This is a genomic window from Nocardioides sp. (genome assembly GCF_964228225.1).
Taxonomy (GTDB): Bacteria; Actinomycetota; Actinomycetes; order Propionibacteriales; family Nocardioidaceae; genus Nocardioides.
On sequence record NZ_CAXQZB010000006.1, the window covers coordinates 15,937 to 28,330 of the forward strand.

Annotated in this window: 11 protein-coding genes; 7 read left to right on the forward strand and 4 right to left on the reverse strand. The window is 74.1% G+C overall.

Annotation, left to right across the window (positions count from 1 at the left end):
- Positions 1-76: 76 nt before the first annotated feature.
- The 5 genes from ACERUJ_RS01815 to pcrA are packed head-to-tail and all read left to right on the forward strand — an operon-like array spanning position 77 to position 5,882.
- Entirely contained in the window at positions 77-1,423 is a 1,347-nt protein-coding gene (locus ACERUJ_RS01815; RefSeq protein ID WP_370246725.1) for a PspC domain-containing protein, read from the forward strand.
- On the forward strand, positions 1,416-2,096 hold the full coding sequence (locus ACERUJ_RS01820) for a LuxR C-terminal-related transcriptional regulator (RefSeq protein ID WP_370246726.1): 681 nt from the start codon (positions 1,416-1,418) through the stop codon (positions 2,094-2,096). The genes ACERUJ_RS01815 and ACERUJ_RS01820 overlap by 8 nt, the downstream gene beginning before the upstream one ends.
- On the forward strand, positions 2,093-2,968 hold the full coding sequence (locus ACERUJ_RS01825; RefSeq protein WP_370246727.1) for a M15 family metallopeptidase: 876 nt from the start codon (positions 2,093-2,095) through the stop codon (positions 2,966-2,968). Before ACERUJ_RS01820 ends, ACERUJ_RS01825 begins: the two co-directional genes overlap by 4 nt.
- A 24-nt stretch (positions 2,969-2,992) precedes the next feature.
- Positions 2,993-3,355, forward strand: coding sequence for a hypothetical protein (locus tag ACERUJ_RS01830; RefSeq protein ID WP_370246728.1), 363 nt, complete (start codon positions 2,993-2,995; stop codon positions 3,353-3,355).
- Positions 3,356-3,407: 52 nt separating this feature from the next.
- A complete protein-coding gene (gene pcrA, locus ACERUJ_RS01835) occupies positions 3,408-5,882 on the forward strand; it encodes a DNA helicase PcrA (protein ID WP_370246729.1) in 2,475 nt (824 codons plus the stop codon).
- Positions 5,883-6,289: 407 nt separating this feature from the next.
- On the opposite strand, the gene ACERUJ_RS01840 is transcribed toward pcrA, so the two are convergent.
- Together ACERUJ_RS01840 and ACERUJ_RS01845 are read right to left on the reverse strand one after the other, a co-directional pair.
- Complete coding sequence (locus ACERUJ_RS01840; protein WP_370246730.1) at positions 6,290-6,808, reverse strand: hypothetical protein; 519 nt, start codon at positions 6,806-6,808, stop codon at positions 6,290-6,292.
- Between the two features lie 100 nt (positions 6,809-6,908).
- Entirely contained in the window at positions 6,909-7,934 is a 1,026-nt protein-coding gene (locus ACERUJ_RS01845; RefSeq protein ID WP_370246731.1) for a M23 family metallopeptidase, read from the reverse strand.
- Between the two features lie 542 nt (positions 7,935-8,476).
- Here ACERUJ_RS01845 and sucC point away from each other — a divergent pair.
- Positions 8,477-9,643 carry an ADP-forming succinate--CoA ligase subunit beta gene (gene sucC, locus ACERUJ_RS01850; protein WP_370246732.1) on the forward strand — a complete coding sequence of 389 codons (1,167 nt, stop codon included), beginning with the start codon at positions 8,477-8,479 and terminating at the stop codon, positions 9,641-9,643.
- Between the two features lie 34 nt (positions 9,644-9,677).
- On the forward strand, positions 9,678-10,571 hold the full coding sequence (gene sucD, locus ACERUJ_RS01855; RefSeq protein WP_370246733.1) for a succinate--CoA ligase subunit alpha: 894 nt from the start codon (positions 9,678-9,680) through the stop codon (positions 10,569-10,571).
- Positions 10,572-10,669: 98 nt separating this feature from the next.
- Here sucD and ACERUJ_RS01860 read toward each other — a convergent pair whose 3' ends face one another.
- Positions 10,670-11,449, reverse strand: a complete 780-nt coding sequence (locus ACERUJ_RS01860) for a hypothetical protein (RefSeq protein WP_370246734.1) — start codon at positions 11,447-11,449, stop codon at positions 10,670-10,672.
- Positions 11,450-11,525: 76 nt separating this feature from the next.
- Complete coding sequence (locus ACERUJ_RS01865) at positions 11,526-12,326, reverse strand: hypothetical protein (RefSeq protein WP_370246735.1); 801 nt, start codon at positions 12,324-12,326, stop codon at positions 11,526-11,528.
- Between the last annotated feature and the right edge of the window lie 68 nt (positions 12,327-12,394).

Sequence of the window (12,394 nt, forward strand, 5' to 3'; positions counted from 1 at the left end):
CGGGGAGAGCCCTGATCCGGGACCGGGGTCGTCCCCGACTGCGCCCGGGCCCGCGCTGTGTGACGATGCCGGGACGATGACCACCACCGGCACGCCCCGCTCCGAGCCCCGCCCCGGCCAACCGCCCGTGCGGCGGGCCTCGCGCGACCTGCGCGGCGCGGTGCTCGGCGGCGTCGCCGCGGGCCTGGCCGAGCACCTGCGGGTGCCGGTGCTGTGGCTGCGGGCCGGGTTCGTGCTGACCACGCCGCTGGGCGGTCTCGGGGTGGCGCTCTACGGCGCCTACTGGCTGCTGCTGCCCGTCGGCTCAGCCTTCCGCGGCACCGACCTCGCGCCGGGCGTGGCGGCGGCCGGGCGCGACGGACGTCGCGCCGGCGCCGGCCAGCGCCGCTGGCAGGACCTCGGCCCGGCGCTGGTGCTGGTGGCGCTGGCGCTCGGGCTGCTGCTCACCGTGCAGGCCGTCGTGGGCGGGGCGGCCACGTTCTGGCCGGTCGCGGTCGGCGTCGCGGGCCTGGCGCTGCGGTGGCGCCAGGCCGACGAGGCCCAGCGGGAACGCTGGTTCGACCCCGACGGGCTGCTCCACCCCGCCCAGATCGTGGTGGGCCGCGGCGGCTGGGCCGGCTGGGCGCGGGTGCTCGCCGGGCTCGCCCTGGTCCTCGCCGCGGTCGTGGTGATGACCTTCGACGACGGCTCGCTGGCGCAGGCCCGCGGTGCGCTGATCGGTGGCGGGCTGGGGATCCTCGGACTCGCGGTGGTGCTCGGACCCTGGGTGTGGCGCCTCGCGGCCGAGCTCAGCGACGAGCGCGCCGAGCGGGTGCGCACCCAGGATCGCGCCGACGTCGCGGCCCACCTGCACGACTCCGTGCTGCAGACCCTGGCCCTGATCCAGAAGAACGCCGACGACCCCGCGGCCGTCGCCCGCCTGGCGCGGGCGCAGGAACGCGACCTGCGTCGTTGGCTCTACACCGAGGGCTCCACCCCGACCGCGCCGACCCTCGCCCGGGCCCTGCGCGAGCACGCCGCCGAGGTGGAGGACGCCCACGGGGTGTCCGTCGAGGTCGTGGTGGTGGGCGACGCCGACCTCGGCGACCCGCGGATCGCGCTGCCGCCGCTGGTGGCCGCGGCCCGCGAGGCCATGGCCAACGCCGCCGAGCACGCCGGGGTGTCCCGGGTGGACGTCTTCGCCGAGGTGGGAGAGGCGGGCGTTGAGGTGTTCGTGCGCGACCGGGGTCGCGGCTTCGACCTCGCGGTGATCGACCCTGACCGGCTCGGCGTGCGGCGCAGCATCCTGGACCGGATGGTCCGGCACGGCGGGCGTGCGGAGGTCCGCTCCGCCCCCGGCGAGGGCACCGAGGTACGACTGAGCGTCGACCGCACCGACTCCGCCGGGTGGCCGCCGCACCACGAGGGGAGCGACCTTGGGTGAGCAGCAGGACGGCGCGGACCGGCCCCTGCAGCCCCTGCGGGTCGTCGTCGTCGACGACCACGCGATGTTCCGGCGCGGCGTGCGCGCCGAGCTCGAGGGTCTGGGGGCGGGGGTGGTCGAGGTCGTGGCCGAGGCCGCGGACGTCGACGGCGCCGTCGCCGCGATCGCGGCCGCGACCCCCGACGTCGTCCTGCTCGACGTGCACCTGCCCGGTGGCGGTGGGGGCGAGGTGATGCGGCGCAGCCCCACCGCCTCGGCGCGGTTCCTGGCGCTCTCGGTGAGCGATGCGGCTGAGGACGTGATCGGCACGGTGCGCGCGGGGGCCCGCGGCTACGTCACCAAGACCGTCACCGGCGAGGAGCTGCTCGCGGCCATCCGTCGCGTGGCCGACGGCGACGCCGTGTTCTCGCCGCGGCTGGCCGGGTTCGTGCTCGACGCCTTCGCCGGCAGCGTGGAGGTCGCGGCGGTCGACAGCGACCTCGACCGGCTCACCGAGCGGGAGCGCGAGGTCATGCGGCTGATCGCCCGCGGCTACGCCTACAAAGAGGTCGCGGGGGAGCTGTTCATCTCGGTGAAGACCGTCGAGACCCACATGTCGGCCGTACTGCGCAAGCTGCAGCTCTCCTCGCGCCACGAGCTGACGCGGTGGGCCGCGGATCGTCGGCTGCTGTGAGCCGCCGCGCGGTCGTCGTCGTCCTGGCGCTGCTGCTCGCCGGCTGCGGGGCGGCCCCGGGGCCCGTCGCCGGTCCCACCCCGGACCCGGGTCGCCGCGCCGCTCCCGCCCCCACCGCTCCCGCCCCCACGCCGCCGGCGACCGCCGTCGATCCTCCCGACCCCGACCCCGGCTACTCCGACTGGCCGCTCGGCACCCGCGTGCTGCCGCTCCGCGCCGACGGCTTCGGTGTCGTGCGCGCCACGCCCCGCGCCCTGCGCGAGCGCCGCTACCCGACCACCGACCTGCTGCCCCCGCCCGCCGACGGTCGCTTCCACGCCACGATCACCGCGCTCCCGCCCGACGTGCGCGCCCGGCTGGTGTGGGAGCCCGGATGCCCGGTGACGCTGGCCGACCTGCGCTACCTCACGGTGTCCTTCCGCGGGTTCGACGGCGCCGCCCACACCGGAGAGCTGGTGGTCGCGGCCTCGCAGGCGCGGGGGGTGGCGGGGGTGTTCCGCACCCTGTTCCGCGCCGACTTCCCGATCGAGGAGATGCGCCTCCCGACGCAGGCCGACGTCGACGCCCCGCCCACCGGCGACGGCAACGACACCGCCGCCTACGTCTGCCGTGCGGCGGTCGGCAGCGCCACCTACTCCGAGCACGCGAAGGGCCTGGCCCTGGACCTCAACCCCTTCCAGAACCCCTACCTCAAGGGCGACCTGGTCCTGCCCGAACGGGCGCGCAGCTACCTCGACCGTGACCGGGTGCGCCCCGGGATGATCACGCCGGACTCGGTGGCGGTGCGGGCCTTCGCGCGGATCGGCTGGTCGTGGGGCGGGGCGTGGCGCAGCCTGAAGGACTACCAGCACTTCAGTGCCACCGGGAGGTGACCGGGCGTCCGCTAGGTTGCGGCCATGGACGTCGTGCGCCAGATCCTGCTCATCCTCCACATCCTCGGCTTCGCCGCGCTGATCGGCGGCCTGCTGGTGCAGGCCCGCGAGCCCGAGAAGCGGATCCTGCCGGTGATGCGCGACGGCGTCGGCACGGCGTTCGTCACCGGCGTGCTGCTCGTCGGGGTGCTGGAGTCGGGCGACGACCCGGTGAACCACACCAAGGTCGGCATCAAGCTGCTCATCGGCCTGGTGCTGCTCGTGCTCGTGATGGCCAACATGCGCAAGGAGCGCATCCCGCAGGGGCTGTGGGCCGGCCTGCTCGGACTCGCGGTCGTCAACGTCGGGGTCGCGGTGCTCGTGAGCTCGGCCCACGCCTTCTCCTGAGCCTCCCGCCCGCGCGGGAGCCTCGGCGCCGGGTCCTAGGCTGGACCCCAGCATGAGCACCCCGACGCCCTCCTCGCCCGACCGCCCGACCAGCCCCTCGATCCAGGCCACGCTCGCGGGGCTCGGGGTCGCCGGCCTCGCTGCACCGACCCCGCGCACCGAGCGTCGGGGCCCGCGCGGGGAGGAGCTGCTGGAGGGGCTCAACGAGCCCCAGCGCGCCGCCGTCGTGCACGCGGGGGCGCCGCTGCTCGTGGTGGCCGGGGCCGGGTCGGGCAAGACCCGGGTCCTCACGCGCCGCATCGCCTGGCTGATCGCCGAGCGCGGCGCGCACCCCGGCTCGATCCTCGCAATCACCTTCACCAACAAGGCCGCGGCCGAGATGAAGGAGCGCGTCGAGCACCTGGTCGGCGCCCGGGCCCGGCTGATGTGGGTCAGCACGTTCCACTCCGCGTGCGTGCGGATCCTGCGCAAGGAGATCGACCGGCTGGGCCTGAAGTCCAGCTTCTCCATCTACGACGCCCAGGACCAGAAGCGGCTGATGCAGCTGGTGCTCACCGACCTCGAGCTGGACCCGCGGCGCTACCAGCCCGGCGCGGTGCTGAACTGGGTGAGCAACCAGAAGAACGAGCTGCGCGACCCCGAGACGGCCGCCGCGGAGGCCCAGAACCAGCTCGAGCAGACCTACGCCGCTGCCTACACCCTCTACCAGCGACGGCTGCGCGAGGCCAACAGCCTCGACTTCGACGACCTCATCATGAGCACCGTGCACCTGTTCCAGGCGTTCCCGGAGGTGCGCGAGGTCTACCGGCGCCGCTTCCGGCACGTGCTGGTGGACGAGTACCAGGACACCAACCACGCGCAGTACGCCCTGGTGCACCAGCTGTGCGCGGGCGACCCCGAGGACCTCGGTGCCGAGCGCGTCGGGCCCGCCGAGCTCATGGTTGTCGGCGACGCCGACCAGTCGATCTACGCCTTCCGCGGCGCCAACATCCGCAACATCCTGGACTTCGAGCAGGACTTCCCCGACGCCACCTCGATCATGCTGGAGCAGAACTACCGCTCCACCCAGACCATCCTCACCGCCGCCAACCACGTCATCCGCAACAACAGCGGTCGGCTCGAGAAGCGGCTGTGGAGCGAGGCCGGCGACGGGGAGCGCATCGTGGGCTACGTCGCCGACGACGAGCACGACGAGGCCCGCTTCGTCAGCGACGAGATCGACCGGCTCACCGACGACGGCCTGCGCCCCGGCGACATCGCGGTCTTCTACCGCACCAACGCCCAGTCCCGGGTGTTCGAGGAGGTGTTCATCCGCACCGGCCTGCCCTACAAGGTCGTGGGCGGAGTGCGCTTCTACGAGCGCAAGGAGGTGCGTGACGCCCTGGCCTACCTGCGGCTGCTCGTCAACGCCGAGGACTCCGTGAGCCTGCGCCGGATCCTCAACGTCCCCAAGCGCGGCATCGGCGATCGTGCGGTGGCCTGCGTCAACGCCTTCGCCGAGCGTGAGCGGATCACGTTCTGGGAGGGCCTGCGGCGGGTGGACGAGGCGCCCGGGCTGGTCGCCCGCAGCCAGAGCGCGATCCGCGGCTTCGTCGCCCTCATCGAGGAGCTGCAGTCGATGGTCGCCGCCGGTGAGCGGCCCGACGTCGTGCTCGAGACCGTCCTGGAGCGCTCGGGCTACCTCGCCGAGCTCGAGAGCTCCGACGACCCCCAGGACGCCACCCGGGTCGACAACCTCGGCGAGCTCGTGGCCGTGGCCCGGGAGTTCGCCGAGGACCCGGTGGCCGGGCCGAGCGCCGACCCCGCCGACGTGGAGGCCGAGCTCGTCGAGCCGGGCCTGGCCGACTTCCTCGAGCGGGTCGCGCTCGTGGCCGACAGCGACCAGATCCCCGCCGAGCCCGACCCCGACGACCCGCGCGGCGACCGCGGCGTCGTGACGCTGATGACCCTGCACACCGCCAAGGGCCTGGAGTTCCCGGCGGTGTTCCTCACCGGCCTCGAGGACGGCATCTTCCCCCACTCCCGCACCCTGGGCGACCAGACCGAGCTGGAGGAGGAGCGGCGCCTGGCCTACGTCGGGATCACCCGCGCCGAGCAGCGCCTCTACCTCAGCCGCGCCGTGGTGCGCTCGGCCTGGGGTGCGCCGTCGCACAACCCGGCCAGCCGCTTCCTCGACGAGCTGCCGGTCGACCTCATGGACTGGCGCCGCACGGAGGCCGCGCAGACCCAGTGGGGCCGTCCCGACCTGTCGATCTCCTCCCGCGCCGCCGGTCTCGGGGCGCCCACCGCCGCCGGACGGCGGAACTTCTCGGCGGCCGCGGCCCGTGCCGACGCCTCGGCGAAGGCGAAGAAGAGCCGCCCGATCCCGTCCCTGGAGCCGGGGGACCGGGTCACCCACGACACCTTCGGCCTCGGCACCGTGGTGGCGGTGCAGGGCGAGGGTGAACGGGCCTCGGCCTCGATCGACTTCGGTTCCGAGGGCGTCAAGCGGCTGTTGCTGCGCTACGCCCCGGTCGAGAAGATCTGAGGCCACGCGCCGCCGCGGCGCCGGAGGTCAGTCCGAGCTCAGTCGGGGCCCCTCACGATGTCAGTGAGATCCTTCAGCTTCAGGGGGACGGGGAGGCGGAGGCGGCTGAGGCGCCAGCGTGCACGAGGGTCCACACCGGGAGCCGCGTCGTGCGTGACGGCATCCAGCGGATGGGTGGCCGTCAGCGGCAGCGGTGGCGGTGGGTCAGCCCGGACGGTTCCCGTCACCGGTTTCTCGGTGCCATGACCAGCCGGCCCAGTGCTCCCGCAGCGCTGGGAACGCCCGTGGGTCATCTTGCACTCGGTGCCCCGCGCCTTCGAGGGTCAGTTGCTGCGCGCCGAGTGCGACGAGGGCAGCGGCGGTCTCCTCGTCGAGGCGACTCCAGCCACCGGTGACGACCACTGTCCTCACCGGGAAGCCTTGGTGCGTGCGGAGACCGATGCCCCACGGCGGACGAAGCGCCCGGAGACGGCTGACCCGTGCCCGCAGCTGCTCCTCCGGCAGGTCAGGGGTGCCAGCCCCATCCCAGCCGCGACGCGCCTCGAGAAGTCATGTGCTGACACGGACGCATCGTCGGCGGCCGCGAACACGGGCGTCATCGCCGCGATCTGTTCCTCAACCGCCGGCTTGCCGCGCGCCAGGTCGAAGCAGGCCGGCTCCAGGAGCGCGAGCGACCGAACCACGGAGGGCTCGAGCTGGGCGGCCAGCACTGCCGCGTTCGCGCCGTACGAATGGGCGACGACGTGCCCTCCGCCGCGAGCACCGAGCCATCCAAGGAGGCGTCGAGCGTCCCGTGCAGCGTCGTCGGCCGCACCTTCCCGCGGCAGGAACAGCCAGCTCGCCTCGGCGGCCGACGCCTGGTGTGGCCAGGCATCGACGCCTTCTCTCCCCGCTCCGTGAACGAACACGACATCCACAGCAGGCATGGTGCCGCACCTCCGGCGCACAGCAGCGAACCGCAACGCGTGGGACGGGCGAGGGTGGGTGCTGGGCTCCTCTCACTGACATCGTGAGAGGCGCCGAGGGTCAGGGCGTGACGCCGTGGACCACGAAGGCGGGGTAGGGGTCGACCGGGTCGCCGCCGCCGGGCCGGACCTCGATGTGGAGGTGGGAGCCGGTGACGTTGCCGGTGGAACCCACGGTCCCGATGGTCTCGCCCTGGGCGACGGTGTCGCCGACGCTGACGAACTGGTCGGTCTGGTGGCAGTACCAGATCTCGGTGCCGTCGGGCAGGGTCACCACGGTCTTGTTGCCGTAGGAGCCGTCGTAGCCGACGAAGGTGACGGTGCCGGCCGCGATGTTGCTGATCGGGTCGCCGTTCTCGCCGTTGAAGTCCAGACCGGTGTGGTAGCTGGACCACAGGCCGTACTCACCGAAGGTGGCGGTGATGATCGAGGGCGTCAGCGGCAGGATCCACCGGTTCTCCTCGATCTTGCGCGCCTGCTCCTCGGCCTGCGCGGCCAGCTGGCCGAGGGTGGCGTTGCGCTGCTCGACCTGGGCCTGGGCGGCGGCCACGAGGTCGCGGTCGGTGGCCTGGGCCAGGGTGTCGCGGTCGCTGGAGCGGCTGGGCTGGCGACCGCTGAGCACGTCGACCGACCCGAGGCCGCTGGAGCCGGTCATCGCCGAGGCCTGCGGCAGCACGCCCGCGGCGCCGACGGCCGAGGGCCCCGTGGTGGTGACGGCGCCGACGACGGCGACGGCGAGGGTCGCCAGACCGAGCATCGCGGGGCGGCCGGGAGCACGGCGCGGCGCCGCGGAGGCGCTGCCGGCGCGTCGCTTGCCGGCGGCGGAGGCGGACACCCGCGCCGGGCGCGCGGGGAGCACCTCGGGTGCGGTGACGAGCACCGGCGGGGCCGCCGGGGCCGGGGCCACCGGAACGGCTGCCGGGCGCGCGGCCGGAGCGGCGACGGCGCTCAGGAACTCGTCCGGACTCGGGGCGACGTCGCTCGCGCTCGGCGCGGGGCGACCGGCGACCCGCTTCCCGACGTAGGCGCGGTCGGCGTCCGAGGGTCGACGACGGGGTGCGCGTCGATCCGCTCGGTGGTGGCCCATAGGTGATCCTCTGGTGGACGGCAGGGGAGCGGCCGGTGACCGGTCGTGCGTCGATCCCGGCAAGCGGGCCCGACTCTAACCGATCCTCCTCGCGCCCCGAAACCGCGAGGTCGGCTCGTGGGGACAACGCCCGAGGGACGCGGAGGTCACGCCCCGGCCCGGCGCGGGTCCGCGCCGTCGCATGACCTTCGTCACGCCCACGGCCCCGCGCCCGGGGGTGCTCCCGCGCCGTCGGGGGCACCGCGCGGACCGGCCGGTCGGTGGCCCGGGCCCGTGGTGACAGGGCGGATTCACGCTCAGCGGGCCCGCATCCGGGCCCGGCGGAGCCGACGACGGCACGGCGGCGCCGCGGTCGTCGCGGAGCCCGGCGCGCGCCGCGCCCCGGCGTCCCGCGGGGTGGTCCGGGCGTGACGTGCGGCCCGGAGGGGTGGACCGTTGCGACCAGCAGGGGGCAGCAGGGCTAGTGTGCCCAGCGGGTTTCCCCTCTTCCTGCGTGCGGCCGCACGGGCCGCCCCACTCGACAACGAGGACATGGTGGATCAGTGGATCTGATGGAGTACCAGGCGAAGGAGCTCTTCGCCAAGCACGGTGTGGCCACGACGCTCGGCGTCGTCGTCCAGACTGCGGAGGAGGCCAAGGCGGCCGCCGAGCAGATCGGCGGCGTCACGGTCATCAAGGCCCAGGTCAAGGCCGGTGGCCGCGGCAAGGCGGGCGGCGTGAAGATCGCCAAGACCGCCGACGAGGCCTTCGAGTACGCCTCGAACATCCTCGGCATGGAGATCAAGGGGCTCACGGTCAACCGCGTGCTGGTCACCCCGGCCACCCCGCCGGAGGAGGAGTACTACTTCTCCTTCCTGCTGGACCGCGCGAACCGCCAGTACCTGTGCATCGCCTCGGTCGAGGGCGGCGTGGAGATCGAGGAGGTCGCCAAGACCAACCCCGACGCCGTCAAGCAGATCCCGGTCGACCCGGGCACCGGCGTCGACGAGGCCAAGGCCCGCGCGATCGCCACCGAGGCCAAGTTCCCCGAGCCCGTCTTCGAGCAGGCCGTCGCGATGATCCAGTCGCTGTACCAGGTCTTCGTCGAGGAGGACGCCACGCTCGTCGAGGTCAACCCGCTCGCGCGGCTGGCCGGCGACAAGCTCGAGGCCCTCGACGGCAAGGTGTCGCTGGACGAGAACGCCTCCGAGGTGCGCCACCCGCACCACGAGGAGTTCGAGATCCGCGAGGAGGCCGACCCGCTGGAGGCCAAGGCCAAGGACCTCGGGCTCAACTACGTCAAGCTCGACGGCCAGGTCGGCATCATCGGCAACGGCGCGGGTCTGGTCATGAGCACCCTCGACGTCGTCGCGTACGCCGGTGAGAACCACGGCGGCGTCAAGCCCGCCAACTTCCTCGACATCGGGGGCGGCGCCAACGCCCAGGTGATGGCCAACGGTCTCGACGTCATCCTCAACGACCCCCAGGTCAAGAGCGTGTTCGTCAACGTCTTCGGCGGCATCACCGCCTGCGACGAGGTCGCCAACGGCATCAAGGGGGCGCTGGAGCTGCTCGGCGACGCCGCCAGCAAGCCGCTGGTCGTGCGCCTGGACGGCAACAACGTCGAGAAGGGCCGCGCGATCCTCGCCGAGCTGAACCACCCGCTGGTCACGGTCGTCGACACCATGGACGGTGCCGCCGACAAGGCCGCCGAGCTGGCGAACGCCTGAGCCCCGGACGCACGAGACGAAAGAGTCGAGAAACATGTCGATCTACCTGAACAAGGACTCCAAGATCATCGTCCAGGGCATCACCGGTGGGATGGGCTCCAAGCACACCACCCTGATGCTCGAGTCCGGTGCTGACATCGTCGGTGGTGTGAACGCCCGCAAGGCCGGCACCACCGTCGAGCTCGCCGGCAAGGAGCTGCCGGTCTTCGGCACCGTGAAGGAGGCCATGGAGGCCACCGGTGCCAACGTGTCGGTGCTCTTCGTGCCGCCGGCCTTCACCAAGGCCGCCGCCATCGAGGCCGTCGACGCCGGGATCGGCCTGATGGTCGTCATCACCGAGGGCGTGCCGGTGCAGGACACCGCCGAGGTGTGGAGCTACCTGCAGTCCGAGGCCAACCACGCGGGCACCCGCATGATCGGCCCCAACTGCCCCGGCATCATCACCCCGGGCGAGTCGCTGGCCGGCATCACGCCGCACACCATCGCGGGCAAGGGCCCCATCGGCCTGGTGTCGAAGTCGGGCACCCTGACCTACCAGATGATGTACGAGCTGCGTGACTTCGGCTTCACCACCGCCATCGGCATCGGCGGTGACCCGATCATCGGCACCACCCACATCGACGCGCTCGAGGCGTTCGAGAACGACCCCGAGACCAAGGCGATCGTGATGATCGGCGAGATCGGCGGCGACGCCGAGGAGCGGGCCGCGGCCTACATCAAGGACCACGTCACCAAGCCGGTCGTGGGCTACGTCGCGGGCTTCACCGCCCCCGAGGGCAAGACCATGGGCCACGCCGGCGCCATCGTGTCGGGCTCCGCGGGCACCGCGCAGGCCAAGAAGGAGGCCCTCGAGGCCGTGGGCGTGAAGGTCGGCAAGACGCCGTCCGAGACCGCCGCCCTGATGCGGGAGATCATGCAGAACCTCTGATCCCCCCTGTGCCACGGGTGCCACCTGTGGCACCCGTGGCACCACCTCGGCCCGGCCCCGCTCTCGCGGGTGCCGGGCCGAGGTGCGTCCACCCGTGATCAGGAGTCCGCGGGCAGCCACGCGGTCGACGCGGCCCGCTCGACTTCGGCGAGGTCGTCGGCCGCCCTCGCGATCGCGGCCTCGATGCTCGCCGCGCTGCCGCCGCCCTCGCCGTACTCCGAGGACACCACCAGTGCGCGGCCGTACCGCGCGACCCGCAGGACGGTGAGGCCGGTGTCGAACAGGCCGTCGGTGCGGTAGCGCTGGGTCGCGACCAGCCACTCCCGTCCCGGCGTCGGTGCGGCGGCGTCGTCCTCGACCGTGGCCCACACCGTGCCGTCGGGGCGGTCGTCCTCGGCACAGCGGGAGATCGCGCCGCGCAGGTCGGCCGTCGCGCGCTGGGCAAGGGCCACGGTGTCCAGCACGAGCAGGGTGCGGGTGCGCACGTCCTCCGGGGCGGCGTAGTCGACGGTGGCCGCGGCCCGCGCCGCCGGGGCGCTCCATGCCTCCTCGGGGCACAGGCGCAGCCGGGTGGCGCCCGCCGGCTCGCCGACGACGACGGGGCTGCCGTCGTCGTTGCGCTCCGGGAGCCCGGCCGCCAGCGGGAACCCGGCGGGCACCCTGTCGGGCCCCGGCTGGTCCCCGGTCGCCCCGGTCGCCCCGGTCGCTGCGGTCGCTGCGGGGGAGTCCTGCGCCGCCGGGCTCGCCGGCGCGGGGTCGGTGGCGCGGGATCGCGCCGCCTCGGGGCCGCACGCGGCGGTCGCACCCGCCACGAGGACGGCGGTGACGACGGTGACGGCGGTGGCGAACCACCGGTGGGCGGGTCGGGGGACGGACATGGGGGCCTCCTTCGCGGCACGGACGTCACTGCGACGCCGCCCACCGCACGGAGGTTGTCGCGGACGGGACGTGGGCTCAGCCGGGGGGCCAGGTGGCGGCCATGGCGGCGATCACCTCGGTGCTGTCGGCGGCCGAGCGTTCGAGGGCCTCGGCCACCAGGGCGGGATCGGTGGTCGGCGCGGTGGTGCCGGTCGGCCCGTCGACGACCGGCAGCGGCCGGGGCGTGTCGAGGTCGGAGACGATCAGCACGGCGCGCCCCATCCGCGCGATCCGCAGCACGAGGAGGTCCGCCGCGGGGGTCGTGCGGGTGGCGACCACCAGCTCCTGGGCGGGATCCGGGCTCGGGGTGGCGATGAGCTGCCAGGCCCGCACCCCGGTGCCGCAGCGGGCCAGCGCGTCGCGCAGGCGGGTGACGGCCCGCGTCGCGGTGGCGGCGTCGGCGAGCACCGCCAGGGTGCGGGTGCGCCGTTCCCCGGCCTCGGCGTAGCGCACGCCGACGGCGTCGACCAGCCGTCCCGGTCGCCAGGCGGGGGCGCCGCACACGCGCAGGCCCCGGAACGCCGGCCCCGGCGTCGTGGCGACCGGCGTGCCGTCGGCCGTGGTCTCGGGCAGGCCCTGGGCCAGCGGCAGGTCCGGCGGCACGTCGTCGGGTCCGGGCGCCACGCTCGGCACCACCACGGCGGGGGTGTCCGGGCTGCTCGGGTCCTCCGGGGTGCTCGGGCTCGCCGTCGGGGTCGGCACGCCCGTGCCGGAGGCGGTGGGGCGGGCGGGCGGTGCGTCGTCGTCGTCCAACGCCACGCCGCCGGCGGTGCCGGAGCCGAGCAGCAGCGCGAGCGCGCCGGCGGCGATCGCGGCGCGGGGGCGGGGCGTCGGCATGGGGCTCCTGGCGGGTCGTGGCGGTTCGTGGGGGGTGGAGGGGCGCTCGCCCGACCTCAGGGGGCGGG

Bases quoted from the DNA above. Each gene is read 5' to 3' on its own strand.
- ACERUJ_RS01815 (WP_370246725.1), top strand. From the start codon at position 77: ATGACCACCACCGGCACGCCCCGCTCCGAGCCCCGCCCCGGCCAACCG.
- ACERUJ_RS01830 (WP_370246728.1), top strand. From the start codon at position 2,993: ATGGACGTCGTGCGCCAGATCCTGCTCATCCTCCACATCCTCGGCTTC.
- pcrA (WP_370246729.1), top strand. From the start codon at position 3,408: ATGAGCACCCCGACGCCCTCCTCGCCCGACCGCCCGACCAGCCCCTCG.
- ACERUJ_RS01840 (WP_370246730.1), bottom strand. From the start codon at position 6,808: ATGCCTGCTGTGGATGTCGTGTTCGTTCACGGAGCGGGGAGAGAAGGC.
- ACERUJ_RS01845 (WP_370246731.1), bottom strand. From the start codon at position 7,934: ATGGGCCACCACCGAGCGGATCGACGCGCACCCCGTCGTCGACCCTCG.
- sucD (WP_370246733.1), top strand. From the start codon at position 9,678: ATGTCGATCTACCTGAACAAGGACTCCAAGATCATCGTCCAGGGCATC.
- ACERUJ_RS01860 (WP_370246734.1), bottom strand. From the start codon at position 11,449: ATGTCCGTCCCCCGACCCGCCCACCGGTGGTTCGCCACCGCCGTCACC.
- ACERUJ_RS01865 (WP_370246735.1), bottom strand. From the start codon at position 12,326: ATGCCGACGCCCCGCCCCCGCGCCGCGATCGCCGCCGGCGCGCTCGCG.